This is a genomic window from Croceicoccus marinus (assembly GCF_001661675.2).
Lineage (GTDB): Bacteria > Pseudomonadota > Alphaproteobacteria > Sphingomonadales > Sphingomonadaceae > Croceicoccus > Croceicoccus marinus.
The window spans coordinates 1,520,486-1,547,039 of record NZ_CP019602.1 but is presented as its reverse complement, the minus strand read 5'-3'; the positions used below and the strand labels follow the sequence as shown (position 1 = coordinate 1,547,039).

17 protein-coding genes are annotated in these 26,554 nt (G+C 64.1%); all 17 read left to right on the top strand.

Features of this window, described 5'->3' with window-relative positions; translation table 11 throughout:
* Positions 1-88 precede the first annotated feature (88 nt).
* The 17 genes from A9D14_RS07285 (at position 89) to A9D14_RS07205 (ending at position 26,546) form a co-directional block, all read left to right on the top strand.
* On the top strand, positions 89-1,513 hold the full coding sequence (locus tag A9D14_RS07285) for a CmpA/NrtA family ABC transporter substrate-binding protein (protein WP_083987752.1): 1,425 nt from the start codon (positions 89-91) through the stop codon (positions 1,511-1,513).
* A 91-nt stretch (positions 1,514-1,604) separates the two neighbouring features.
* Positions 1,605-2,663 (top strand): ABC transporter permease, encoded by a 1,059-nt coding sequence (locus tag A9D14_RS07280; RefSeq protein ID WP_066848526.1) that lies wholly within the window; start codon positions 1,605-1,607, stop codon positions 2,661-2,663.
* A 41-nt stretch (positions 2,664-2,704) separates the two neighbouring features.
* Positions 2,705-4,384 (top strand): ABC transporter ATP-binding protein, encoded by a 1,680-nt coding sequence (locus tag A9D14_RS07275; RefSeq protein WP_066844657.1) that lies wholly within the window; start codon positions 2,705-2,707, stop codon positions 4,382-4,384.
* A 208-nt stretch (positions 4,385-4,592) separates the two neighbouring features.
* Entirely contained in the window at positions 4,593-5,834 is a 1,242-nt protein-coding gene (locus A9D14_RS07270; protein WP_066844654.1) for an alginate export family protein, read from the top strand.
* 202 nt (positions 5,835-6,036) lie between these two features.
* The gene (locus tag A9D14_RS07265) at positions 6,037-8,604 is read left to right on the top strand and encodes a nitrate reductase (protein WP_066844651.1); all 2,568 of its coding nucleotides are present in this window, start codon (positions 6,037-6,039) and stop codon (positions 8,602-8,604) included.
* A 288-nt stretch (positions 8,605-8,892) separates the two neighbouring features.
* Complete coding sequence (gene nirB, locus A9D14_RS07260; protein ID WP_066844648.1) at positions 8,893-11,379, top strand: nitrite reductase large subunit NirB; 2,487 nt, start codon at positions 8,893-8,895, stop codon at positions 11,377-11,379.
* Complete coding sequence (nirD, locus tag A9D14_RS07255) at positions 11,376-11,729, top strand: nitrite reductase small subunit NirD (RefSeq protein ID WP_066844645.1); 354 nt, start codon at positions 11,376-11,378, stop codon at positions 11,727-11,729. Before nirB ends, nirD begins: the two co-directional genes overlap by 4 nt.
* 30 nt (positions 11,730-11,759) lie before the next feature.
* Positions 11,760-12,617 (top strand): formate/nitrite transporter family protein, encoded by an 858-nt coding sequence (locus A9D14_RS07250; protein WP_066844642.1) that lies wholly within the window; start codon positions 11,760-11,762, stop codon positions 12,615-12,617.
* A gap of 62 nt (positions 12,618-12,679) precedes the next feature.
* Positions 12,680-13,483 carry a uroporphyrinogen-III C-methyltransferase gene (gene cobA / locus A9D14_RS07245; protein ID WP_066844639.1) on the top strand — a complete coding sequence of 268 codons (804 nt, stop codon included), beginning with the start codon at positions 12,680-12,682 and terminating at the stop codon, positions 13,481-13,483.
* 143 nt (positions 13,484-13,626) lie between these two features.
* Entirely contained in the window at positions 13,627-14,442 is an 816-nt protein-coding gene (locus A9D14_RS07240; RefSeq protein WP_066844636.1) for a BON domain-containing protein, read from the top strand.
* 189 nt (positions 14,443-14,631) lie between these two features.
* Entirely contained in the window at positions 14,632-17,286 is a 2,655-nt protein-coding gene (locus A9D14_RS07235) for a P-loop NTPase family protein (protein WP_066844634.1), read from the top strand.
* Complete coding sequence (locus A9D14_RS07230) at positions 17,283-18,179, top strand: mechanosensitive ion channel family protein (RefSeq protein ID WP_198301989.1); 897 nt, start codon at positions 17,283-17,285, stop codon at positions 18,177-18,179. Before A9D14_RS07235 ends, A9D14_RS07230 begins: the two co-directional genes overlap by 4 nt.
* 341 nt (positions 18,180-18,520) lie before the next feature.
* Positions 18,521-21,622: a TonB-dependent receptor gene (locus A9D14_RS07225; protein WP_066844631.1), complete on the top strand. Its 3,102-nt coding sequence runs from the start codon at positions 18,521-18,523 to the stop codon at positions 21,620-21,622.
* 92 nt (positions 21,623-21,714) lie between these two features.
* On the top strand, positions 21,715-22,419 hold the full coding sequence (locus A9D14_RS07220) for a SapC family protein (RefSeq protein WP_066844628.1): 705 nt from the start codon (positions 21,715-21,717) through the stop codon (positions 22,417-22,419).
* Positions 22,416-23,462 carry a cupin-like domain-containing protein gene (locus A9D14_RS07215; RefSeq protein ID WP_157668169.1) on the top strand — a complete coding sequence of 349 codons (1,047 nt, stop codon included), beginning with the start codon at positions 22,416-22,418 and terminating at the stop codon, positions 23,460-23,462. Before A9D14_RS07220 ends, A9D14_RS07215 begins: the two co-directional genes overlap by 4 nt.
* Positions 23,459-24,976 carry a tryptophan halogenase family protein gene (locus tag A9D14_RS07210; protein ID WP_066844622.1) on the top strand — a complete coding sequence of 506 codons (1,518 nt, stop codon included), beginning with the start codon at positions 23,459-23,461 and terminating at the stop codon, positions 24,974-24,976. Before A9D14_RS07215 ends, A9D14_RS07210 begins: the two co-directional genes overlap by 4 nt.
* Before the next feature lie 142 nt (positions 24,977-25,118).
* Positions 25,119-26,546 (top strand): sugar porter family MFS transporter, encoded by a 1,428-nt coding sequence (locus tag A9D14_RS07205; protein ID WP_066844621.1) that lies wholly within the window; start codon positions 25,119-25,121, stop codon positions 26,544-26,546.
* Positions 26,547-26,554: the final 8 nt, after the last annotated feature.

The following is a 26,554-nucleotide window of genomic DNA, read 5'->3' as shown; positions in this document are numbered from 1 at the left end:
GTGGCAACGTCGCCGCCCGAACCTTCCCAATGGAAGTGCTTCGAGGCGGCTTTTTTGCGTTGTCCGGCCACAGAGGGATCGATTGGCAATGTTCGCACGTGACGGGAAGAATTCGGGACTGAAGCGGCGCACCGTCGTCGTGGCGATGCTGGCTTCGGTCGCGCTGGCCGGCTGCGGCGGCGATGCGACTAGCGAGGCGGCCGCGGCAATTTCGGTCGACGGGCAGCCGGAAAAGCCGAACCTGAAGCTGGGCTTCATCAAGCTGACCGACATGGCGCCGCTGGCCATCGCCAAGGAAAAGGGCTTCTTCGCGGAGGAAGGGCTGAACGTCACGCTCGAGCCGCAGGCGAACTGGAAGGTCCTGCTCGACGGGGTGATCGGCGGGCAGCTCGATGGGGCGCACATGCTGGCGGGACAGCCGATCGCGGCGACCATCGGCTATGGCACCAAGGCCGATCTGATCGCTCCGCTCAGCCTCGACCTCAACGGCAATGCCATCACGCTGTCGAACAAGGTCTGGTCGCAGATCAAGCCTAGCCTGCCCACCGAAGGCGGCAGGATCAGGCACCCGGTCAGCGCCTCGGCGCTGAAGCCGGTGGTCGATTCCTATGCGCAGCAGGGCAAGCCCTTCAACATGGGCATGGTCTTCCCGGTCTCCACCCATAATTACGAGCTGCGCTACTGGCTGGCGGCGGGCGGGCTGAATCCCGGCTATTACACCGATGGCGACGTGTCGGGCACGGTCGATGCCGATGTGAAGCTGTCGGTCACGCCGCCCCCGCAGATGCCCGCCACGCTGGAGGCTGGAACGATCGAAGGCTACTCCGTCGGTGAGCCCTGGAACCAGGCCGCGGTGCAGAAGAGCATCGGCGTGCCGGTCATCACCGATGACGAGATCTGGCACGACAATCCGGAAAAGGTCTTTTCGATCCGCAAGGATTTCGCCGAGCAATATCCCGCGACCACCGCCGCAATGCTGCGCGCGATCATCAAGGCGCAGCAATGGCTGGACGCCGATCATGGCGCGAACCGGGCCGAGGCCGTGAAGATCCTGGCCCAGCCCAATTATGTCGGCGCGGACGAGGAAGTGATCGCGGCATCGATGACGGGCAAGTTCACCTTCGAAAAGGGCGACACCCGCGATGCCAAGGGCTTCAACATCTTCTTCGATAAATATGCGGGCTATCCCTATTACTCGGACGCGATCTGGTACCTGACCCAGATGCGCCGGTGGGGCCAGATTCCCCAGGATCAGACCGACGAATGGTACATCGAAAAGGCCAAGTCGGTGTACCGTCCCGACCTCTATCTGGCGGCTGCCAACAAGCTGGTGGCGGACGGGGTAATCCCCGCGGCCTCCATCCCGCAGACCGACGGTTTCCGGGGCGAGCAGTCCGGCTTCATCGACAATATCAGCTTCGATGGGTCGCAGCCCAACGCCTATCTGGCGAAATTCCCCATCGGCCTGAAGCAGGGCCAGCGGGTCGCCGCATCGGGCGTGACGGGCCAATAAGCTACCGGCCAATAAGCTACCGGCCAATAAGCTACTGGCCAGTAAGCTGCCGGCCAATAACCACCCAGTGACCGCGAACAGGAGCGATCAGATGGCGACCGTATTTGCAGACAAGTTCGACGACGGAACCGCCCAGCCGGCGACCGAAGCCATGGCCGGCTCGGTCGCGGGCAAGGTGTCCGCGCCGGCGGAGACGAAGACGGCAAGCGCCGCCTCGCCGCTGACGGGGATCATGGCCAAATGGGGCCAGACGATCGTCGCTCCGGTGCTGGGCATCCTGGCCTTCCTGGGCCTTTGGGCGGCGCTCGCTCCGCAGGTCGATACCTCGCTGGGTGCCCTGCCCGGCCCGGTTCAGGTTGCCGAGCAAGGCGTCAGCCTGTTCGGCGAATGGCAGGCTGCGCGCGAGACCGAAGCGCAGTTCTATGCCGATCAGGATGCCCGCAACGCGGAGGCCTTGTCAGCGGGCAATCCGGGCGCGGTCCGCGACTTCGAATATGCGGGCCCGCCCACCTTCCTCGACCAGATCTTCACCTCGCTGAAAACGGTCGCGCTGGGCTTTGGCCTTGCCACGCTGGTCGCGGTGCCACTGGGCTTGGCGGCGGGCCTATCGCCACTGTTCAACGCGGCGATCAATCCGCTGATCCAGATCATGAAGCCGGTCAGCCCGCTGGCCTGGCTGCCGATCGTGACCATGGTCATCAGCGCCACGATCAGCAGCGTCGATCCGATCCTGCCCAAGGCCTTCGTGATCTCGGCGCTGGTGGTGATGCTTTGCTCGCTGTGGCCGACGCTGATCAATACCGCCGTTGGCACCGCCAGCATCGACAAGGACCTGCTGAACGTGGGCCGCGTGCTGAAACTGGGCTGGTTCGCCAAGCTTCGCCGCCTGGTCCTGCCTGCCAGCCTGCCCTATATCTTCACTGGAATGCGGCTGTCGCTGGGCGTGGGCTGGATGGTGCTGATCGCGGCGGAAATGCTGGCGCAGAACCCGGGCCTGGGCAAGTTCGTGTGGGACGAATTCCAGAACGGATCCTCGCAGTCGCTGGCGCGCATCATGTTCGCGGTGGTCGTGATCGGCTTCATCGGCTTCGGCCTCGACCGGATCATGATGAGCCTGCAGTCGCTCGTTTCCAGAAACCACCAGATCTGATCGCGCGGACTTATCCGATCGCACGGACAGGGAAAACGCACATGCAGCCGATCCTTTCGCTGAAGAATGTCACGAAAAGCTACACCGGCAAGGCCGGCGGCGTCACCGAAGTGCTGGGCGGTATCGACCTCGACGTCGAGGAAGGCGAATTCATCGCCATCCTGGGCTTTTCGGGGGCCGGCAAGACCACGCTGATCAGCACCATTGCGGGGCTGGTCGAGGCGGACGGCGGCGAAGTGCTGCTGCGCGGCAAGGCCATCGACGGGCCGGACCGCGACCGGGGGCTGGTGTTCCAGTCCTACTCGCTGTTTCCCTGGCTGACGGTGCAGCAGAATGTCGCGCTGGCCGTCGACGCGGTGCACAAGGATCGCAGCAAGGCCGACCGCGCCGCGCTGGTCCGCCAGAAGGTGGAGCTGGTCGGGCTGGGCCATGCGATGGACCGCAAGCCGGCGCAATTGTCGGGCGGCATGCGCCAGCGTGTGTCGGTCGCACGCGCGCTCGCCATGGAGCCCGAGATCCTGCTGCTGGACGAGCCGCTCTCCGCGCTCGACGCGCTGACCCGCGCCAAGCTGCAGGACGAGATAGAGCGCATCCGCGAGGAGGAAAAGCGCACCATCATCCTCGTCACCAATGACGTGGACGAGGCGCTGCTGCTGGCCGACCGCGTCGCGGTGCTGACGCCCGCACCCGCCGCAAGGATCGGCCAGATCTTCGAGGTCGACATCACCCGCCCGCGTGAGCGTGAGGCGATGAACGACGACGACCGCTACAAGGCCCTGCGCGCCCGCATCGTGAACTATCTGGCCAGGCTGAACGATGCCTCGTCCAGCGTCGGCGAAAACGGCACCGAACTGCCCGGCGTGATCCCGCTCGACCTCGCGCCCCCGCCCAAGGCCTATCGCGAGGCGGGGCAGAGCAATGTCGAGACCCGCTATCTGGAATTCTTCAAGCTCGACAAGGTGTATCCGACGCCCAAGGGGCCGCTGACCGTGGTCGAGGATTTCAGCCTGATCATGAACCGGGGCGAATTCGTCTCGCTGATTGGCCATTCGGGCTGCGGCAAGTCGACCGTGCTGACCATGGCGGCGGGCCTGAACGAGATTTCCAGGGGCGGCATCGTCCTCGACAACCGGGAAATCAGCGCGGCGGGACCGGACAAGGCGGTGGTGTTCCAGGCGCCCAGCCTGATGCCGTGGCTGACCGCGCGGCAGAACGTGGCGCTGGGGGTCGAGCGGGTCTATCCGCATGCCGCCCGCGCCGAGCGCCGCGACATCGTGGATTATTACCTGGACCGCGTCGGGCTGGCCGATTCCAAGGACAAGATGGCCGCCGAGATGTCGAACGGCATGCGCCAGCGTGTAGGCATCGCCCGCGCCTTCGCGCTCAGCCCCCGGCTGCTGCTGCTGGACGAACCCTTCGGCATGCTCGACAGCCTGACGCGCTGGGACCTGCAGGACGTGCTGGTCGAGGTGTGGAACCGCACCAAGGTCACCGCGATCATGGTCACCCATGACGTGGACGAGGCGATCCTGCTGGCCGACCGCGTGGTGATGATGACCAATGGTCCCAACGCCACCATCGGCAAGGTGCTGAAGGTCGACCTGCCACGCCCGCGCGACCGCAAGGCGCTGCTGGAGGATCCGAAATTCTACCGTTACCGGCAGGAGGTGCTGCACTTCCTTGCCGAATATGATCACGGTCCCTCGGCCAGGGCGGCCTGAGGGTTTCGCCCGGACCGGAAGGATCCGGCCGGGCACCGACTGATCGCATTCACGCCGCGATCCGGGCAAGGGCGCCCGGCCGCGTTGGCGATTGATACCGGCGGGCGCATGAGGGGCCCGCCTTTCCAACCACATCGGCGGGCGATGAGGCCTGTCCTTTTCCAATGACGACACCGGGCCCGCTGGCCCTGCAGGGAGGCCGTGTACGATGAAGAAACTTGCTCTGCTGTGCGCCGTATCGACCGCTTGCGCGGCCACTTCGGCCCATGCGCAATCCGGGCCGTTCGTCGACGGCCCGATCGCGATCGCGGAGGACACCACGCTCGACGTGATCGTCGACGGCATGCTGCGCTATGAAACCGTCAGCCAGCCCGACCTGCCGGTCAGGGACGCCGATGCGCTGACGTTCCGCATCCGCTCGGGCGCGGAACTGGTCAGCCACGGCTTCTTCGTGCTTGGCGAGACCGAGGCGACGCTGGCGATCATCGACGATTACAACGACACCATCCCCGGCAACGGGATCGAGCCCTACTCGGTCGTCCCCGATCCGGAAAACGTCGAAGTCAACCGCCTGCAGGTCGGCTACAAGAGCAAGGCGGGCACGCTGACGGTCGGGCGCCAGCGCATCATCCACGACGATCACCGTTTCGTCGGCAATGTCGGCTGGCGCCAGAACGAGCAGACCTTCGACGCGGTGCGCGCGCAGGGCAATATCGGGCCGGCGGCGCTGGATGCGACCTATGCGATCTCGCAGCGCACCATTTTTGGCATCGACAGCCCCAATTCGCATTTCGACGGGGACATGATCCTGCTGAACGGCGGGATCGACGTGAAGATCGCGCAGGTGAAGGCCTTCGCCTATCTGCTCGACTACGACGACGAGAAGCCCGCACGCCTCGTCTATTCCAGCCAGAGCTATGGCTTTCGCGCAATGGGCACCGTTCCCATCGGCGAGACGTTCAAGCTCGACTACCTCGCCAGCTATGCAAGGCAGAGCGATTACGGCAACAATCCCACCTCTTACTCGGCGGATTACATCAATGGCGAGGCAGGCTTTGCCATCGGCCCCGTGGCGCTGAGGGGCGGGTACGAGCTGCTGGGCAGCGACGACGGGGTAGCGGCATTCCAGACTCCCCTGGCGACGCTGCACAAGTTCAACGGTTTCGCCGATCTGTTCCTGTCGACGCCCGCCAACGGCCTGCAGGATTATTACGGCACCGCCGGCATCAAGCTGGGCGATGTCGCGGTGATGAAGGGGCTGGCCGCCAATGTCACCTATCACCAGTTCGACAGCGACGTCGGCGGCATCGATTATGGCAGCGAATGGGATGCGGTGGTCAGCTTCAAGGTCGGCAAGATCGGCGTCCTGGCCAAATATGCCAATTACCAGGCCGGCAATTTCGGCACGGATACCGAGAAGTTCTGGCTGCAGGCCGGTTTCAGCTTCTGATCCGGAGCCGCGTCTTGTCGCAATCCCATAAATCGCGTTATAATGGCAGGGTCGATGCCGCGAAGTCCATGGTCGGGCTTCACCGCAAGGCATCGACCCCAAATCGCAACGCGCGTGGCAATGATGCCGCCCGAACCTGCCCGATGGGTGCAGGATCGTGGCGGCTTTCTTGCGTGCGCAAGACGGAAAGGTTGACGTGACCATGACCGCAATCCGCACCACCTGCGCCTATTGCGGTGTCGGCTGCGGCATTGCCGCGCGCGTCACCGGCCCGCGCCGGATCGAGGTGGCGGGCAACCCGGACCATCCCGCCAATCACGGGCGGCTCTGTTCCAAGGGCACGTGGCTGAGCGAGACCACCGGGCTAGAAGGCCGCCTGTTGCATCCGATGATCGGCGAAGAGCGCGCCGAATGGGACGAGGCGCTGGACCTCGTCGCGCAGCGGATGCGCACCGCAGTTGCCGAGCATGGCCCCGACAGCGTCGCCTTCTATGTCTCTGGCCAATTGCTGACCGAGGATTACTATGTCGCCAACAAGCTGCTGAAGGGCTTTGTCGGCACCGCCAATATCGACACCAATTCACGCCTGTGCATGGCCAGCGCGGTCGCCGCGCATAACCGCGCCTTCGGCGAGGACGTGGTGCCTTGCAGCTATGAGGACCTGGACCGGGCCGATCTGATCCTGCTGGTCGGGTCGAACACCGCATGGTGCCACCCGGTCATCTGGCAGCGCATCGAACAGGCGCGGGAACAGCACGGGACGAAGCTGGTCGTGATCGACCCGCGCCGTACCGAAACCGCGGAACGCGCCGATTTGCACGTGCCGGTCGCGCCCGATGGCGACGTGGCGCTGTTCAACGCGCTGCTGGCCGCGATGCGCGATCGCGGAATGCTCGACGCCGATTACATGGCGAAGCATTGCGAGCAGCCCGGCGGGTTCATCGACGGGCTGGACGTGGCCGCCCATGGGCTCGATCCCGACATTTTCGCCAGCCTTTGCGATCTGGTGGCAGACCATCCCAACATGGTGAGCCTGTTCAGCCAAGGCGCGAACCAGTCGGTCTGCGGGGCCGACAAGGGCAATGCGATCATCAACCTGCATCTGGCGACGGGGCGGATCAATCGCGCGGGCAGCGGCCCCTTCAGCATGACCGGCCAGCCCAATGCGATGGGCGGGCGCGAAGTGGGAGGGCTGGCCAACATGCTGGCCTGCCATCTCGGCTTCGAGGATGACGAGCGCGCCGCGGTGGCCGCGTTCTGGAACGCGCCCAACCTCAGCTCCGGCCCCGGCAGCAAGGCGGTCGAGATGTTCCGTGCCGTGCACCAAGGCCGCATAAAATTCCTGTGGGTCATGGGCACCAATCCCGCCGTATCGATGCCCGACGCGGGCTTCGTGCGCGAGGCGCTGGCGCGCTGCGAAACACTGGTCGTGTCCGAAGTGATTGCCGAGACCGATACCGCGAAACTGGCCGGCATTCGCCTGCCCGCGCTGGGTTGGGGAGAGAAGGACGGCACGGTCACCAATTCGGAACGCCGGGTCAGCCGACAACGCGCCCTGCTGCCAGCGCCCGGAGAAGCGCGTGCCGACTGGCGGATCATGTGCGACGTGGCCCACAGGCTGGGGCACGGAGCGGCATTCGCGTTCGATCATCCCGCCGACATCTTCGCCGAATATGCCGCCATGACCCGGCTGAGCGTCGATCAAGGCAGGCTGCTCGACCTGACCGATTGGGCAGGCTGCAGCCCGGCGGAGTATGACGCGATGGAGCCGTTCCGCTGGGGCGGCGAGCATCCCACCGCCGGGCGTTTCGCCTTTGCCGACGGCAAGGCGCGTATCGTCGCGGTTCAGCCTGCGGCACCGCCTGCGGTGGATCCCGATTTCCCGCTGCGGCTGAACACCGGGCGCTACCGCGACCAGTGGCACACGATGACGCGCACGGGGCTTAGCCCCAAGCTGTCGATCCATCGCCGCGAACCGCTGGTGGAAATCGCGCCTGCCGATGCCGCGCGCTTCGCGTTGGAGGATGGCGGTTTTGCGCAGGTTTCCACGCCTTGGGGGCAAGCCGTCTATCGCGTGGCGGTAACCGATGGACAGCGCGCGGGCGAGATCTTCGTGCCGATGCACTGGACCGACCTGACCGGCAGCGGGCGCACCGGCAGGCTGATGCATCCCGCTGTCGATCCGGTTTCGGGCCAGCCGGGGTTCAAGAACGTCGCCGCGATGGTCGCACCCGTCACGCCCGACTGGCGCGGCTTTCTGGTCACGCGCGAAGCCGTGCGGCCGGGCAGCCTGTTCTGGGCATTGGCCCGCGTAGAGGGCGGCTGGCTGACCGAACTGGCAGGCGTGGGTGCGGTGGATGTCGAGGCGCTGCTGCCGCAAGGCGTCCGGTCCGAGGCTGCGGACAAGGCCCGCGGCATGACCCGCATCGTCGTGCGCGCAGAGGACGGAGCGCTTGCCGCCGTGCTGTACCTGACCCGCAGCGGATCCTTGCCCGATCGCGACTGGGTGGCGCGGCAATTCGTGGCCGAGGATGCCAGCGCCACCGAATTGCTGGCGGGCCGCCCGGCACAGCCCGCACCCGATCGCGGCAAGCTCGTCTGCCTGTGCCTGGACGTGGGAGAGAACGAGGTGCGATCCGCCATTCGCGCAGGCTGCGCCAGGCTGAACGAGATTGCCGAGCGGACCGGAGCAGGCAGCAACTGCGGAAGCTGCCGCCCGCTGATCGCCCGCATGGTCGAAGAAGAACGGGTCTTGGCAAGCAAAGTGTGACGATTTCGCATGTGATTACCGCGTCTTGCTCAGCCCGGTCTTTTTGCGTTGCAGCAATGGGCGAATCGCGGTAACAATGATGCATCGATGACAGGCCCCGTTGGGGCTTTCCGCGCCGAAGCGGTATCGTCATCATCCAGATCCAATCTTTAACAGCAGCAATGGCGCTGCGCGGTCGATCAACCGGATATCCGGCTGATCGGGGAACGCGGTCAGCCCATTGCACCCCCGTGTTCCTGCTTCCCAGCAATTCGCAGCCTGACCGCTGCCGAACACGGAGGGCCTTTCATGGCACTTGAGAAACTCGTCATCGTCGGAAATGGCATGGCCCCGGGCCGCATGCTGGAGCATCTGTTCGAGCAGGCGCCCGGCCGATACGACGTCACGATCTTCAACGCCGAACCGCGCGTGAACTATGACCGCATCATGCTGTCGCCGGTGCTGTCGGGCGAGAAATCGTTCGACGACATCGTGATCCACGACGATGGCTGGTACGAAACCCATAACGTCACCCTGCACCGCGGCGCGCGCGTGACCGGGATCGACCGCGCGGCGAAAACCGTAACCTCGGCGAACGGCATTACCGCGCCATACGACCGTCTGGTCATCGCGACGGGATCGAGCCCCTTCATCATCCCCGTGCCCGGCCATCAGCTGGAAGGCGTGCTTGCCTACCGCGATCTCGACGATGTCGAGGCGATGCAGCGCTATGCCTCGTTCCGCGGAAACGCGGTGGTGATCGGCGGTGGCCTGCTTGGGCTTGAGGCTGCCGCCGGACTGCACATGCAGGGCATGAAGGTCACCGTCATCCACCTGATGCCCACGCTGATGGAACGCCAGCTGGATACTGCTGCCGGCTATCTGCTGCAAAAGGAGCTGGAAGGGCGCGGCATCGACATCCGCTGCGGCGCCAACACCAGGGCCATCCTTGGCGAGGACAGAGTGATCGCGGTCGAACTGGACGACGGCACGGTGATCGACGCCGACATGGTCGTGATGGCGGTCGGCATACGGCCCAGCACGGCGCTGGCCAGGGAAGCCGGGCTGGAAGTCAGCCGCGGCATCGTCTGCGACGCGCAGCTGCGCACCAGCGACCCGGCGATCAGCGCCATCGGCGAATGCGTCGAGGTGGACGGCCGGGTCTATGGCCTCGTCGCGCCGCTCTACACCATGGCGAAGATCCTTGCCGCCGATCTGGCGGGCACGCCGGTCGAGAATTTCCTCCATGCCGAAACGCCGACCAAGCTGAAGGTCACCGGCGTGAACCTCTATTCGGTCGGCGATTTCGCGGAAGGCGACGACCGCGAGGAAGTGGTGCTGCGCGATGCCGCGCGCGGCACCTACAAGCGGGTGATCGTCAAGGACGACCGCATCATCGGCGCGGTGCTTTATGGCGATGTGGCCGACGGCGGCTGGTACAACGAACTGCTGCGCAAGGGCGAATGCGTGCGCGACCTGCGCGAGACGCTGATCTTCGGGCAGGCGTTCCAGGATGTATTGTCCTCTGGGGGAAAGCCTGACCCCCTTGCGGCTGTCGCCAGCCTTGCAGACGACGCGGAGGTCTGCGGCTGCAACGGCGTCTGCAAGGGGGCGATCACCGGCGCGATAAAGGACAAGGGCCTGTCCGCGCTGGACGAAGTGCGCGCCCACACCAAGGCGTCCGCGTCCTGCGGCACCTGCACCAATCTGGTCGAGAGCCTGATGGCGCTGACGCTGGGCGACAGCTTCGATGCTTCCGCCCCCAAGGCGATGTGCAACTGCACCCATCTTCCACACGGCGACGTGCGTCGCCTGATCAAGGCGAACGCGCTGAAATCCATCCCTGCGGTGATGCAGGAACTGGAATGGACCACCAGCGGCGGCTGCGCCAAGTGCCGCCCCGCGCTCAACTATTACCTGCTGGCCGACTGGCCCGGCGAATATGTCGACGACAACCAGAGCCGTTTCATCAACGAGCGGGTGCACGCCAATATCCAGAGGGACGGCACCTATTCGGTGATCCCGCGCATGTGGGGCGGCATGACCAACTCGCAGGAACTGCGCGCCATCGCCGACGTGGTCGACAAGTTCGCCATCCCCACCGTCCACGTCACCGGCGGGCAGCGCATCGACCTCCTCGGCGTGAAGAAGGAAGACTTGCCCGGCGTCTGGGCCGATCTGAACAAGGCGGGCATGGTGTCTGGCCATGCCTATGGCAAGTCGCTGCGCACAGTGAAGACCTGCGTCGGCACGAACTGGTGCCGCATGGGTACGCAGGATTCGACCGGCCTTGGCGTCGCGCTCGAGAAGTTCCTGTGGGGATCGTGGACGCCGCACAAGGTGAAGCTGGCCGTATCGGGCTGCCCCCGCAATTGCGCCGAGGCGACCTGCAAGGACATCGGCATCGTCTGCGTCGATAGCGGATACGAGCTGCATTACGCAGGCGCGGCCGGCATCCACATCCAGGGGACGACCAGGCTGACCACGGTCGAGACCGAGGAGGAGGTGATGGAGATCACCGCCGCCATGATGCAAATGTACCGCGAGCAGGGCTTCTACCTGGAACGCATCTACAAATGGGCCGACCGCGTCGGGCACGACACGATCCGTGCGCAGATCCTCGACAATCCAGACACGCGCCGCGCCTATTACGACCGTTTCGTGTTCTCGCAGCGCTTTTCGCAGACCGATCCGTGGTCCGAGCGCGTCTCGGGCAAGGACAAGCACGAGTTCAAGCCGATGGCGGATCTCTCCAGCCGCAATCACTCCTCCTCCAGCATGGAGCCTGCAGAATGAACGCCGCGACCTCGATTGCCCGTGTTGCCGATGTCGATTGGGTCCGCGTGGGCATGATCGACGACATCCCCCGGCAGGGCGCACGCTGCGTGAAGACCGACGGGGCGACCATCGCCGTGTTCCGCACCGAGGATGACCGCATCTTCGCGATGGAGGACCGATGCCCGCATCGGGGCGGCCCGCTCAGCCAGGGCATCGTGCACGGAAACTGCGTGACCTGCCCGCTCCACAGCTGGGTGCTGAGCCTTGAAACCGGGCTGGCCCAGGGTGCCGACAAGGGCCGCGTACCGACCTATCCGGTGCGGCTGGAAGACGGCGCCATCTACCTGCAACTGCAATATCCGGCCTGAACGGCCGATCATTCCAGAAAGGAATTCGATATGTCCTATATCGCTCCCGCCGAATTCGCGGCCAAGATGGTCGATGCCGGCGAATCCAAGGTGTTCATGTCTACCAAGGACACGCTGGTGCGCGCCTATATGGCCGGCGCAATCCTTGCCCTTGCCGCGGCCTTTGCGATCAGCATCACCGTCAACACCGGCAACCCGCTGCTGGGTGCGCTGTTGTTCCCGGTCGGTTTCTGCATGCTTTACCTGATGGGTTTCGACTTGCTGACCGGCGTGTTCACCCTTGTCCCGCTGGCGTTGTTCGACAAGCGGCCCGGCGTCACCATCGGCGGGATGCTGCGCAACTGGGGCCTTGTGTTTTGCGGCAATTTCGCGGGCGCGATGACGGTGGCCGTCTTCATGGCTATCATCTTTACCACCGGCTTCAGCCAGGCCCCGAACGAGATCGGGCAGAAGATCGGCGTCATCGGCGAGAGCCGGACGCTGGGTTACGCCGCCGCGGGCGGGGCGGGGATGCTGACGCTCTTCATCCGGGCCGTGATGTGCAACTGGATGGTGTCGACCGGGGTCGTGGCCGCGATGATGTCGAATTCGGTGCCGGGCAAGATCATGGGGATGTGGATGCCGATCCTCGTCTTCTTCTACCTGGGCTTCGAACATTCGATCGTGAACATGTTCCTCTTCCCCTCGGGCATCATGCTGGGCGGCGAGTTCACCTGGATGGACTATTTCATCTGGAACGAGATTCCGACCGTGATCGGCAATCTGGTCGGCGGCCTGACCTTCGTGGGCGGCATGCTCTATGCCACCCATTACAAGGCATCGCCCGCCCGCAATGCGCGGCCCGCGATCGTGAATGACGAGGAATATCTCTCGATCGCTGCCGAATGACGTGAAAGCCCTGGGGCGCGCCGCACACGCCTGCGGCGCGCCTTTCCTGACGGAGGCCGACGATGACCGAACGCAAGACGACACCCGATGCAGGCGACCTGATCCAGCCCGGCGAGGTCTGGCTGGTGGGGGCGGGGCCGGGCGATCCCGACCTGCTGACCCGCAAGGCGGAGCGGCTGCTGAACGGCTGCGACGTAGTTTTCCATGATGCGCTGGTCGGCGAAGGCGTGCTTGCGCTGATCCCGGACGGCGTGCGGCTGGTCCATGTAGGCAAGAGGTCAGGCCGCCACTCCAGGGACCAGAAGACCATCGACATGCTGATCGTCGAGGCTGCCCTGTCGGGACAGCGCGTGGTGCGGCTGAAGGGGGGCGATCCGGCGATCTTTGCCCGCGCCACCGAGGAAATCTCGGCATGCCGCGCGGCGGGCGTCACGATCCGCATCTGCCCCGGCATCACCGCCGCCAGCGCTGCCGGGGCAGAGCTTGGCATTTCGCTGACCCTGCGGGGCCTGGCGCGCAGGTTGACATTCGTCACGGCCCACGCCCGAAAGGGAGAGCAGCTCGACCTCGACTGGAAGGTGCTGGCCGATCCCAAGGCCACGCTTGCGATCTATATGGGCAAGGCGGCGGCGGAAGAGGTGTCGCGGCAATTGATGGCGCACGGCCTTGCCGGGGCCACGCCCGTCGCCATCGTCGAGAATGCCAGCCTGCCCCATGCGCGGATCTTTACCGGCCGGCTGGATCTGCTGGCGATCATGGTGAAGACTGCCATCGGCGACGGCCCGGCGTTGCTGCTGATCGGCGAGGCTGCCGGACAGGCGATGCCGTCCATTCGCGACGCGGCGCTTGCGCATTCCGCCGCCTGATCGTTGCCTGAACGGCGCTATTCCGGGGTTTTGCGGCAAGCTGCACTTCAGCCGCGCCAACTTGGGGACAGCAACCCTCACTCGCCCGTTGTGTAAGTATCAGCCCCTTTCGGAGGCACCAAAAGACAACGAGGAGAGTTTTCATGGACAACAGGGAAGAGAACAGAAACAGCCAGCAGAACGAAGATTATCGACAGGAACAGCCGCAGCAATGGGATGACAGTTCCTATCGCAATTCCGATCAGAGCCGGACCGACCGCAGGGATTGGCAGTCCTTTCGGGCTGACAACTATGACGATGACAAATCATTCGACCGCGGCAACCGGTTCGATCGCGACGAACGCTTTTCGCGTAACGACCGAGCCACACGCCAATGGGGCGGCGAGAGGCGCGACCGCGACGAGATGAGAGCCTATCGCGGTGGACATTACGATCCTGTATCGGATCGCGGCTATGGCCGGTTTACATCCGAAAGCTATGGTGGACGGGACTTTTCGAATTCTGCAAGGGCTCCGTATTACGGATACTCCGGCGGTCGTCAGTCGGGTATGGGCGCGCAATATCCCTCGCCATACGACTATGACAGCCAACGGCACGGATATGACCGGGATCGCCATGGCGACAGGTCCTTCTTCGAGCGCGCGGGCGACGAGATCGCCAGCTGGTTCGGGGACGACGAAGCCACCAGGCGCCGCGAGATGGACCACCGGGGCAACGGCCCGCAGGGCTATCGCCGTTCGGACGAGCGCATCTTGGAAGACGTATGCGACCGTCTGACCGAAGACCGCTATGTCGATGGACGCGAGATCACCGTCACGGTTGAAGATGGCGAGGTCACGCTAAGTGGCACCGTCCCCCAGAAGGGTGCCAAGCGCCGTGCGGAAGACTGCGCGGACCACGTATCCGGCGTATCGCATGTTCAGAACAATCTGCGCGTGCGGAAGAATACCGACAGCTGATTTTTTTCGATCATCGCTGCATGAAAGAGGGAGCCGCGCGCTCCCTCTTTTTTTACCCTTCGTCCGTGTGTCAATGCGCCGATCGGTCCTCGTTTCGAAGGTACAGGTGCATGGCGGCGTTTTTTGACATATCGTCCCGGCCAAAACGGACCGACCGCCGGGGGCTATGACGTGACAGGATGGAGAGGGATGAAAAGCGGGCCAGCCCTGCGCCGCGTGGCGGGTCTGGCTGCGCTGCTGCTCGCCCTGTTCCTCCTTCCCATGGATGTTCGCCCAAGCGCCCAAGCGCAGGACATTGCCGGAGAGCGTCCTGCGGTACTGGAGGAGGGGGCGCTCGGGAACGAGACAGCCCGCCAGATGGCCGAAGCGGAACACGCGCGTGCTATCGCCGAAGCCGAGCGGCGCCAATTGCTGCTGGCGGAATGGCAACGGCTGCGTCTGGCGCATGAAGTCGTCAAGGCCGAAGCTGCGCGGCTTGAGAACGAAGCCGCGGCCATCGAACAGGTGCAGACCGAAGCGCTAGGCTGGCAGCGCAAGGTCCTGGCCGTAGCCTCGACACCCGGCAGCGAGGCGGCGGCGGATGTCCTTTACGCCGATCTGATCGCATCGCTGCGAGAGGTCCGCTCGGCCTTGTCCGACGCTCTGGGGGCAGGCGGGGGAAGGAATGGCAACACCCCGCAGATACCGCCGATCGATCCGGCGCTGGTGGCCGACGGCGATGGCGGCGAACGGCTGATCGAATATCAGCAGGCACTGGTCGACCGCATCGCATGGCTTGCCCGGTATGGTCGGGCGCTGGAGACCCGCAAGCGCGATACGCTCTATGCCGCGATGCTGACGATGAACGATGCGCGGCTGTCGCTGCTCCCCGCGCTGTCGTCGGGCCTGCGGTCGCGCATCACCGGTTTCGGAGAGGAGGGGCTGAACCAGGTCGCGCGCGAAGTGGAGCAGATCGTGCTGACGCTGCGCTATAACGCCGCGACGGGGTTCGTCGGCCTCAAGGCGTTCGCCGGGGAGCTGATGGACTTCCGGGCCCGCACGATCGTCGCCATCATGGAGCTTCTGCTCGTCGTCCTGGTGTTCCGGTTCTGGCAGGGCGCTGGCGACAGCGTCCTGGCGAACATGGAACGCACGCAGCGAAGCCGCAAGCCGCCGACCATCTGGTCATCGTTCCTTGCCTATCTCGCCCGTCTTTTGCGTCATGCCCTAAGGCCGCTGAACTGGCTGATCCTGCTGCTGGTGCTGGACTGGCTGTTCCCCCTTGTCTTCGCCCCCGCGCCGATGCGGCTGCTGTGGCTGCTGGCGTGCTGGGTCATCGCCGGGGCGGCGCTGGTGCAGATCATCGACGCGATGGCCCGGGGAGGGCCGGGAGAAGATCCGCGCGCCGCGCTGCGCCGACGCTCGCTGCAACTGGTCGCGGCGATTATTGTCGGCGTCGGGCTGGTGCTGACGGTCACCGCGAACCTGGTCGGCCGCGGCGCGATCTATAGCTGGGTACTGACCTTCTGCTGGCTGCTCGCCATTCCCGTGCTGTTCGTCATCACCACATGGTGGCGCGACCGGATCGAAGCGCTGGCGCGGCTTGGCGCGAAGAAAAACAAGGTGCTTGGCTGGGTGTCGCGCAATCCCGACGGGATCAGCGGCGCGCTGGGGCGGATCGTCGCGGGCTTCGTGCTGATGGTGCAGGGCGGGCGCGTGATAATTGCGCGGCGCATTCGCCAGCTTTCGCTGATCCGCGAGATCCTTGGCCAGCGCGCCCGCAAGAAGGCCAGCGAACAGGCGACCGCCGACGAGGAAAGCGGGCGCTATGTCTCGTTGACCAGGGAAGAGCTGGCGTTGCTGGCGCCGCACGGAAGGCCGGTGTCCGATGTCGTGCCGCCGGACGAAAAGCTGCATCCTGCCGCTCCGATGCCCGGCCATGTGCTGATCGTCGTCGGGGACAGGGGGCACGGCAAGACCACGGTCGTCGAGCGTCTGCTCAAGGCCTCGGCGCTGCCCGTGCTTTATGTCGAAGCGGGCGCGGGCGAGGATAGCGTTGCGGAGGTGATTGGGCGCAGGCTTGGCTGCGAGCCCGAACCGGCCGCCATTGCCGAGGCCTTGAAAGCGCAGCCGCATTGCGTGGCCGTGGACGATCTGCAGCGCATCATCGTGCCGGCCATTGGTGGGCTGACCCGGCTGGACGCCATTCTCGACCTGGCGAGGCATACGCCCGCACCGACCAGCTGGATCTTCGCCATGGGCGGGGCGGCCTGGCCCTTCCTGGAACGGGCGCGCGGCGATCGTCCGCTGTTCGATCACGAGATCTATCTTCATCCGTGGCCCAAGGCGAAGATCCGCGAACTGATCGAGCGGCGAACCCACGCCGCCGGGATCGATCCGGACTTCGAATATGCGGGCAGCGATACCGGTACCATGCTGTTCGAGGAGGAGATCGCACCGGAGGAGCGCGCCCGCCGCGCATTCTATGCGGCACTGACCGAGGAGACGGGCGGCAATCCGGCGGTCGCGCTGGAACGCTGGCGACGCAGCCTGTTCCGCGAAAAGGCCACGGGCCGCGTCTGCGTTCGCACGTTCAAGGCGCCCGATGTCACCAGGCTGGCAGCGATGCCGCCGGTGACGCTGTTCGTTCTGCGTACCATCCTGCAGATGGACATCGCCCATCCGCACCAGATCGCGCTTGCCACCGATCTCTCGCCCGCCCGCGTCGGCGAGACCTTGCGCAGCTGCGACCTGCTGGGCGTGATCGAGCGGCAGGGCGCCGGATGGCGGCTTAGCCTGTACTGGTTCCAGGAAGTGAAGCGGCTGCTGCTGGCCCAGAACCTGATCGCGGGAGAATTGCCATGAGCGCGAACATCATGCGCATGACCCGATTGCTGCTTTCCCCCTTGCTGCTTGCCATGACGGCGGCGCCGGCAATCGCGCAGGAGGCGGAGATCGACATGGCGCAGCTGGGCGATTTCATCCGCTGGAGCGGCGTGGTCACCTCGCTGTTCGTGCTGGCAGGGGCTTGGTTCCTGCTCAATGTGCTGTCGGGTTTCGTCAATCGCTTCAGCTCGCAGTTCGCGGCGCGCAGGCTGACGATGCACAAGCTCGCCACCGTCGCGAAATTCTTCATTTTCATCGCGACCGGCATGATCGTCATCGCCCTGTCGTTCAAGGTGGACAGCACGCTGCTGGCCCTGATCGGCGGTACGGCCGCGGTGGCCGTGGGTTTCGCGCTCAAGGACCTGGTGGCGTCCTTCGTGGCAGGCATCATGATCATCGTCGACCGGCCGTTCCAGGTGGGGGACCGCGTCAGCTTCGGCGGGTTTTATGGTGACGTGACCGCCATCGGGCTGCGATCGGTCCGGCTGCAGACGCTGGACGACAATACGATCACCATTCCGAACAACAAGTTCCTCAGCGATATCACCTCGTCGGGAAACTATGGCGCGCTGGACATGCAGGTGGTGGTCGACATCCTGATCGGCGCGGGGGAGGACTTCGACCTTGCCCGGGAAGTCCTGACCGAAGCGGCCTTGTCGAGCCGCTACATCTATCTTCCCAAGCCGATCGTGGTGCTGGTGTCACAAGTGCCGATGGAGAATTTCGTCGCGGTCCGGTTGCGGCTGAAGGCCTATGTCCTCGACACCAAGCACGAGAAGGCGTTCGAGACCGACATCACCCTGCGGACCCTGCGCACATTCCGGGAAAAGGGGATCCGCCCGCCGGGCCTGTCGGATGGGCGCGCGGCTTAGACCGGTCACAAAGACTTCTGGTGGTACGGCAACCACGCAGATCGACCAGCGGGTCTTTTCGACAAGTATACGGCAAGCCGTTGCTGGCGTGCGGTTTTTACCGAGGTCTATGCGCGCACGAAATCACGAGTTTGAGAGCGTTACCACGCAATATAAGAATTTCAGTTCTTATTTGGCGCAGTTGGTATGTCTGCGGTGTAGCAAATTTGCCGCAGGGCGATTCAGATTTGAAATTCTGGTCCGGCCGCGTTGACAACCCTTCAACTTACGCAATAAGCAAGCCTTCGTGCCTTAGGTGGCGTAAGAATCGGTCGTTCAGATCGACGTTCAGGAGAGGGATAATGAAGGGAACGAAGCTTCGTTCGACGCTTGCTCGATCAGCGTCGTGGCTTGTTTTTTCAACTGTTTTTGGTAGCGCTACCATTGCCCATGCGCAGGACACTGTTCAGGACGAACAGGCCCAGCCGGGCAATTCGGAAGCGGCAGCGGACGACACCATCGTCGTCACCGGCATTCGTGCATCGCTCGATCGCTCGATCGAACTGAAGCGCAACAACGCCGGCGTCGTCGACGGCATCTCGGCCGAGGAAATCGGCAAGTTCCCCGATACCAACCTGGCGGAATCGCTGCAGCGTATCACCGGCGTGTCGATCGACCGCGTCAACGGCGAAGGTTCGCGCGTGACGGTTCGCGGTTTCGGTCCGGGCTTCAACCTGGTCACGCTGAACGGGCGCACGCTGCCCACGGCCAGCATCGCATCGGTCGGCCAGGACCAGAATGGCGACTTCGTCTCGGGCACGACCCGCTCGTTCGACTTCGCCAATCTCGCTTCCGAAGGCGTGAGCAGGCTCGAGGTCTACAAGACCGGTCGCGCCTCGATCCCCGGCGGCGGCATCGGCGCCGCCATCAACATCGTCACGCGGCGTCCGCTCGACGGCGCGGCGGGCCTCTCGGGCTCGATCGGCGCGAAGGCCGTCTACGACGCGGCAGACACCTATGACTATTCGCGCGTGACGCCCGAAGTTTCGGGCATCGTGAACTGGTCGAACGATGCCGGCACTTTCGGCGTGGGCCTGTTCGGCAGCTACCAGTTGCGCCACAACTCCGCGATCGCGGTTTCGGCCAACGACTGGAACATCCTGCCCTATTCGCAATTCCTTGGCAGCACGACCTTCCGCCGCGCCGACGGCAGCACGATCATCAACAATGCGCCGCAATCCGGTGACACGCTGATCGGCATTCCCAACGACACGCGCTACAACTACTCCGAGTTCGAGCGTGAGCGTATCAACGGCCAGCTTACGGCCCAGTTCGCGCCGACCGACCGCTTCACCGCCACCGCCGACGTGACCTATTACCGCAATGCGGCAGAGGAAAAGCGCGCCGACCAAACCACCTGGTACAACCGTCCGTTTGACGAAATCTCGTTCGACGGCAACTACAAGGTGGCGACTGCGGTCTATATCGACGACGTGATCACCGCCCCCAAGGACGGCGGTTTCGAGCAGCAGTATCGCGCCACCAAGGACGAGTTGATGTCCTATGGCCTCAACCTCGAATATGAAGTCACCGACAGCCTGACGACCATCGTCGACGGCCATTATTCGAAGGCGGAGGCGCAGCCGAACAACCCGCTCGGCCACACTTCGACCCTGTTCTCGATGGCGCAGAAGTCGATCGTCGACCAGGGGCTGAACATCGAGAACGGCTTTCCGCAGCAGTTCATCACCTTCGACGACTCCAACGGCAACAACAATGGCGTACTCGACCTTGCCGACCTGGGTTCGCAGATCGCGCGTAGCCAGACCGCTTACCAGGAGCAGGATGTCAAGGAGGTTCGCCTCGACAATATCTGGGAGATGGGCGACGATGACCGCGTGATGTTCGGCGGCAACTATCGTGAGGCTGATATGAACAGCCGGACGATGAGCACGCAGAACACCCTTGGCGACTGGGGCGTGGGCAATATCGGCGACATCGAGGAGATGGCTGGCGACCTGGTCCAGACATTTTGCATGGTCTGCCAGTTCAGGGATTACGACACCGGCGTTTCGGAAGGTGATCCCCTGGCGACAGCGTTCCGCGGGGACGCCACGGATCTGTTCAATGCGTTCGTGAATTCTCCGATCATCAACGGCACGTCGAACAATACGGTCAGGGAAAAGATCTGGGCCCTTTATGCGCAGGTCGATCTCAATACCGAACTGATGGAACGTCCGGTCAACGTCCTGGCTGGCGTGCGCTACGAGAACACCAAGTCGCGCTCGATCACGTTGCAGGGTATCCCGGCGAGCATCGACTGGACCGCCGACAACGACTTCCTCACCGTTCTTTCGTCGGGTGAGCAGCCGGTCGAAGGCTCGAACAGCTATGACCACATCCTGCCGTCGATCGACGTTTCGGTCGATATCACCGACAACTTCAAGGGCAGGGTGTCGCTCAGCCGGACCATTTCGCGTCCGGACTTCGGTTCGCTGTTCGCTGCTTCCAATCCGGGCGCGCCCAACCGTCCCACCGCACTGGGCGGTGTTCCGGGCGGTACGCAGGGCAACCCGCAGCTGATCCCGCTGGAATCTGACAACTTCGACGTCAGCTTCGAATGGTACTTCGCGCCGTCGAGCTATCTGTCGGCCGGCTTCTTCGACAAGCGTGTCCGTAATTTCGTCGGCACGGGACAGACGACGCAGAGCCTGTTCGATCTGCGTGATCCCAGCTCGGGCGCTCCGGGGACTCGTTCGGGTGCTGCGCTTGAGTATCTGCAGACCAACAATCTCGACATTTCGGACGTGAACCTGTTCACGCTGACCGCGCTGATCGACCAGTTCGGACTTGATGCCGCAGTAGACCAGTTCCAGGCGAACCTGACTCCGGGTGGGCTTAGCCAGACCTTCGTCGACTCGGTCCTCGGCCAGTACGACTTGGTCGCGAACGAAGGCGATCCGCTGTACCAGTTCCAGACGCAGCAGCCGGTCAACAGCGAGGACGCCCATATCTATGGTATGGAAATCGCCGGTCAGCACTTCTTCGGCGAATCGGGCTTCGGCATCGCGGCGGCCTACACGCTCGTTCGCGGTGATATCGGGTATGACATCACGGCTCCGACGACTGCCGACCAGTTCGCGCTGCTCGGTCTGTCGGACACGGTCAACCTGTCGGCCATTTACGAAAAGTACGGCCTGTCGGCGCGTCTGACCTACAACTGGCGCGACACGTTCCTGTCGAACAACAGCCGCGGTGCTTCGCGTAACCCGGTGTTCGTCAACGCTTATGAACAGATCGACCTGAACGTCAGCTACGACATCACCGATGCAATCTCGGTGTCGTTCGAGGCGATCAACCTGACCGGTTCGAACTACGAGACCTTTGCTCGTACGAAGAACCAGCCCTGGTTCATCGTCGACAGCCGGCCTCGCTACTACGCCGGAGCCCGCTTCCGGTTCTGATTTCCCTCGCCTCCCTGAGGGAACGGGGAAAAGGCTGCCAAATCCAGAATGGCAGTCTTTTCCCCACCATTTCTACGCGGTAACATGTTGCTATGACCATTGCGCCTCTCGACAGCGTGAGCCACGCCGATGTGCGGCTGAAGGCGGCGCGCGGCGCGCAGTCCGGCGATCCACTCGGCCAGATCGGCGTGTACGCAGAGGAGTTCGTGCTGGTGCAGCGCGAATATCCGATCCTGTTCACCAGGGACGAAGACGATCTGCTCCAGCCGGTCGCAATCCTGGGCCTGACGGCGCAGGAAAACCTCTTCGCCTCGGATCGGGGCTGGCAGGCTCGCTATATTCCTGCACTGGTCCGGCGGGGTCCGTTGATGATCGGCCGCGCCCGGCCGGAAGATCCCGCGGTGCATATCGACATGGCGCATGCGCGGATCGCTGCCGATGGCCAGGATGGCTATCCGCTGTTCCTCGAACATGGCGGCCACGCGCCTGCGCTGGTCGATGCCCTGGACGCGCTGCAACTGATCCACCGGGGTGAGGGCGTATGTGCGGCGATGAGCGAGATTTTCCAGCGTCACGAACTGGTGAAGCTGCTTCCGATCTCGATCAATATCGACGACACGACCACGATCCAGTTCGAGAATTTCAGCGCGATCCTCCCGGAAACGCTGGCCGATCTTTCGGCCGAAGCGCTGGGTGAGCTGAGCTCGGCGGGGCTGCTGGTGCCGGCCGTCATGGCGGCGCATTCGCTCGGCAATATCAACGCCTTGGCTGATCGAAGGCAGGGCAGGCCATTGTGACCGGGGCAGCGACGCTGGAGATTTCGGACCCACGTCCCATCCGCGAATTGCATGAGCCAATGCCGCGCGGGTCCGAACTCAACGCCTTTGTCGAGGCGTCGCTGGAACCGGTGATCTTCCGCGGCGCGGGCAAGGATCTGCCGATCGTGCAGGCCGCCCGCAAATCCGCCTCTGCTGCAAGCCAGCTTTTGCTGTCGTTCCACAGCGGCCGCCCGGTAACGGTCTATCGCGCCGATCGCGAGACGCGCGGGCGGTTCCACTACACGCCTGCGCTGGACGGCTTCAACTTCTCCGGATCGCGAGAGGATCTGCCGGCTGTCCTGGACGAACTGCAGCGCGGCGCGCAGCAGGCAATCTATGTCGGCTCCACCGACCTCGACCTGTTCTTCCCCGGCATCCGCGAAGCAAACGATCCCGGCGTCGCAGGGGCCGAGGGAGCGAATGGCGCGCCCGTCGTGGCCAGCCTGTGGATGGGCAATCGGACGATCACCGCCGCGCATTACGATCATTCCAACAATTGCGCGCTTTGCGCTGCGGGGCGCAGGCGTTTCACCCTGTTTCCGCCGGACCAGATCGCCAATCTCTATCCCGGTCCGCTCGAGCCTACGCCCGGCGGGCAGGTGGTCACCATGGTCGACTTCGCCGCCCCCGATCTCGATCGTTTTCCCGGTTTCCCGGACGCGATGAAGGCGGCTGTCAGCGGCGTTCTGGAACCGGGCGACGTCATCGTCTATCCCGCCATGTGGTGGCATCAGGTCGAGGCGCTGGGCGATTTCAACATCCTGCTGAACTGGTGGTGGAATGCGGTGCCCGACTATGTCGACACGCCGCAGACGACCTTGCTGCACGCCTTGCTGTCCCTGCGCCAGCGGCCTGCTCACGAGCGGAAGGCGTGGGCGGCGATCTTCGACTATTACGCCTTCGCCGACCCCGCCGAGGCGCGCGATCATCTGCCGGATCATATTCGCGGCCCGCTTGGCGCCGTGGATGCCGCGCTCGCCCGGCGCTTGCGGGCTCAGGTCACACGAAAGCTGCAGCGATGAGCGATGTAACGCCTACCCGGGTCGTGGTGGCAGGCGGCGGGACCGCAGGCTGGATCGCCGCGATGGCGCTGGCCCGCCAGCTTGGCCGCCTGGTCGATGTCACCCTGGTGGAAAGCGACGATATCGGAACCATCGGCGTGGGCGAGGCGACGATCCCCACCGCGCGCAGCTTCCACGAATTCCTGCGCATCGACGAGCGCGCCTTTGTCGAGGCGACCGGTGCGACCTTCAAGCTTGGCATCCAGTTCGAAAACTGGGCGCGCCCCGGCGACCAGTACATCCACTCTTTCGGTACGTTCGCCCTGCAGAACTGGGTCGCCGATTTCCAGCATTTCTGGCTGGAAGCCCGCCACGCCGGAATCGACACGCCGATGGGCGCCTATTGCCTGGAGCATGAGGCTGCGCTGGCCGGGCGCTTTTCCAATGAAGGCAAGCCGGCGCTCAGCTATGCCTATCACCTCGACGCCGGGCGCTATGCCGCATTCCTGCGCACCATCGCGGAAACCAATGGCGCGCAACGGGTCGAAGGCAGGATCGCCGACGTCCGCCATCAGCCCGAAAGCGGTGACATCGCCGCACTGGTGCTGGAAGACGGGCGCGAGATCGAAGGCGATCTGTTCGTCGATTGCACCGGCTTTCGCGCCTTGCTGATCGGCCAGGCAATGGGCAGCGGCTATGACGACTGGAGCGAGTGGCTTGCGACAGATGCAGCCTGGGCGGTGCAGACCGAGACGGATGAGGCGCCGCCGCCCCTTACGCGCGCAATCGCGCATGATGCGGGCTGGCAATGGCGCATCCCGCTGCAGCACCGGACCGGAAACGGGCTAGTCTTCGCCAGCGATTATCTCGATCCCGACAAGGCGCGCGACAGGCTCATGGGGTCGATCACCGGCCGGCCGAGGAGCGAGCCGCGGCTGATCCGTTACAAGACCGGCAAGCGCCAGCAGATGTGGCGGGGCAATTGTCTGGCGCTTGGGCTTTCATCCGGATTTGTCGAGCCGCTGGAATCCACCAGCATCCACCTCGTCATGATCGGGGTGACGCGGCTGATCCAGATGTTCCCCTTCGCCGGGTCCGATCAGGCGGTCCGCGATCGCTGGAATACGATGGCGGATACCGAGCTTGAGAAGGTCCGCGACTTCATCATCCTTCACTACAAGCTGACGGAGCGCGACGATTCCGCGTTCTGGCGCAGGTGCCGGGACTTGGCGATTCCCGATTCGCTTCGGCACCGGATTGCCAGCTTCACCAGTTCGGCGCAGGCATGGCAGGCTCCGGACGATCTGTTCCGCGCGGAAAGCTGGCTGCAGGTCATGCTGGGCCAGCGTCTTCAGCCCGAACACTGGCACCGCATCGGCGCGTTGATGAGCGAGGGACGGCTTGAAGGCGAGCTTGAACGACAGCGAGCGGCGATCGCGGCGCATGTCGACCGGCTGCCGAAACACCAGGATTTTATCGAGCGACTTTTATCGGGGAAAGCACAGGCGGGGGCAGGGCTGGTCCATTCGGGCTAATCGAAGCAATTTCAGGCATTTTGACGCAGAAGGGTAACTCGGCAGGCCGCAAACAAGACGGCTTGCTTTCACCGTTGTTTGCGTCATAGGTAGCGCTACCATACCGCATCCGCAGGGATTTGCGGATGCAAGGGAGAGATTCATGGGAACCAACACGGATAAGGCCGGGGGCACAAATCTTGCGCTGATCTCGGCGATTGTAGGTGTCGCGACGATTGGCGGATTGCTGTTCGGCTATGACAGCGGCGCAGTAAACGGGACGCAGCCGGGCCTGAAGTCGGCATTCCTGCTGACCGAGGGCGGACTGGGCTTCACCGTCGGCTCGCTTCTGATCGGCTGTTTCATCGGTGCTTTCGCCGCTGGTACTCTGGCCGACGCGATCGGTCGCCGCAACGTCATGCGGCTTGCCGCGCTGCTGTTCCTGATCGGTGCGCTGGTCCAGGGTCTTTCGGAATCGCACACGATCTTCGTCATTGCCCGTATCGCGGGCGGCATGGCCGTCGGCGCGGCGTCGGTTCTCTCGCCGGCCTACATATCCGAGGTGGCACCGGCCAATATTCGCGGCCGGATGACGACCGTGCAGCAGATCATGGTGATTACAGGCCTGACGGCGGCGTTCCTCGTGAACTACGTTCTTGCCGCCGCTGCGGGCGAATCGACCAATGTCTTCTGGGGCGGTCTGCAGGCGTGGCGCTGGATGTATCTGGCGCAGGCCGTGCCCGCCGCAATCTTCCTGCTCGCGCTGTTCTTCATCCCGGAAAGCCCGCGCTATCTCGTCGCCAAGAGCCGGGATACCGAAGCACTCGGCGTGCTGACCAGCCTGTTCGGGGAAGTCGTGGCCAAGGCGAAGCTGACCGAGATCCGCAACAGCTTTTCCGGCGACCACCGCCCCAGCCTGCGTGACGTTGTTGCCCCTGCGGGAGCGAAGAGCTTCCTGGGCATTCGTCCCATCGTCTGGGTCGGCATCATGCTGGCCGTGTTCCAGCAGCTCGTCGGCATCAACGTCATCTTCTATTATGGCGCGACGCTGTGGCAGCTGGCCGGCTTTAACGAGAGTGACAGCCTGCTGATCAACATTTTCTCGGGCGCCGTGTCGATCGCGGCGTGTTTCATCTGCATCGCGGTCATCGACCGCATCGGGCGCAAGCCGCTGCTGCTGATCGGCTCGGCCGGCATGTCGGTGACGCTGTTCGTGATGGTGTACGCGTTCAGCCAGGGCACGCTGGATGCCGAGGGTGCGCTCGTGCTGTCGAGCGAGATGGGCATGGTAGCCGTCATCGCGGCCAATCTGTACGTGGTCTTCTTCAACGTCAGCTGGGGCCCCGTGATGTGGGTGATGCTGGGCGAGATGTTCCCGAACCAGATCCGCGGCAGCGCGCTGGCCGTGGCAGGCTTCTTCCAATGGTTCGCCAACTATCTCGTCGCGCAGACCTTCCCGGTCATGGCGATCGGCATCGGCCTTGCGGCAAGCTACAGCTTCTATGCCGTATGCGCAGTGATCAGCTTCTTCCTGGTGCAGCGCTTCATTGTCGAGACCAAGGGCAAGGAACTGGAAGAGATGGAAGGTTAAGACCGGAA

What these genes read in the sequence shown, in the direction of transcription:
- A9D14_RS07280 (WP_066848526.1), top strand. Translation starts at nt 1,605, where the DNA reads ATGGCGACCGTATTTGCAGACAAGTTCGACGACGGAACCGCCCAGCCG.
- A9D14_RS07230 (WP_198301989.1), top strand. Translation starts at nt 17,283, where the DNA reads ATGAGCGCGAACATCATGCGCATGACCCGATTGCTGCTTTCCCCCTTG.
- A9D14_RS07210 (WP_066844622.1), top strand. Translation starts at nt 23,459, where the DNA reads ATGAGCGATGTAACGCCTACCCGGGTCGTGGTGGCAGGCGGCGGGACC.
- A9D14_RS07265 (WP_066844651.1), top strand. Translation starts at nt 6,037, where the DNA reads ATGACCGCAATCCGCACCACCTGCGCCTATTGCGGTGTCGGCTGCGGC.
- A9D14_RS07240 (WP_066844636.1), top strand. Translation starts at nt 13,627, where the DNA reads ATGGACAACAGGGAAGAGAACAGAAACAGCCAGCAGAACGAAGATTAT.
- A9D14_RS07285 (WP_083987752.1), top strand. Translation starts at nt 89, where the DNA reads ATGTTCGCACGTGACGGGAAGAATTCGGGACTGAAGCGGCGCACCGTC.
- nirD (WP_066844645.1), top strand. Translation starts at nt 11,376, where the DNA reads ATGAACGCCGCGACCTCGATTGCCCGTGTTGCCGATGTCGATTGGGTC.
- A9D14_RS07220 (WP_066844628.1), top strand. Translation starts at nt 21,715, where the DNA reads ATGACCATTGCGCCTCTCGACAGCGTGAGCCACGCCGATGTGCGGCTG.
- A9D14_RS07235 (WP_066844634.1), top strand. Translation starts at nt 14,632, where the DNA reads ATGAAAAGCGGGCCAGCCCTGCGCCGCGTGGCGGGTCTGGCTGCGCTG.
- A9D14_RS07275 (WP_066844657.1), top strand. Translation starts at nt 2,705, where the DNA reads ATGCAGCCGATCCTTTCGCTGAAGAATGTCACGAAAAGCTACACCGGC.
- A9D14_RS07225 (WP_066844631.1), top strand. Translation starts at nt 18,521, where the DNA reads ATGAAGGGAACGAAGCTTCGTTCGACGCTTGCTCGATCAGCGTCGTGG.
- A9D14_RS07250 (WP_066844642.1), top strand. Translation starts at nt 11,760, where the DNA reads ATGTCCTATATCGCTCCCGCCGAATTCGCGGCCAAGATGGTCGATGCC.
- A9D14_RS07205 (WP_066844621.1), top strand. Translation starts at nt 25,119, where the DNA reads ATGGGAACCAACACGGATAAGGCCGGGGGCACAAATCTTGCGCTGATC.
- A9D14_RS07270 (WP_066844654.1), top strand. Translation starts at nt 4,593, where the DNA reads ATGAAGAAACTTGCTCTGCTGTGCGCCGTATCGACCGCTTGCGCGGCC.
- nirB (WP_066844648.1), top strand. Translation starts at nt 8,893, where the DNA reads ATGGCACTTGAGAAACTCGTCATCGTCGGAAATGGCATGGCCCCGGGC.
- cobA (WP_066844639.1), top strand. Translation starts at nt 12,680, where the DNA reads ATGACCGAACGCAAGACGACACCCGATGCAGGCGACCTGATCCAGCCC.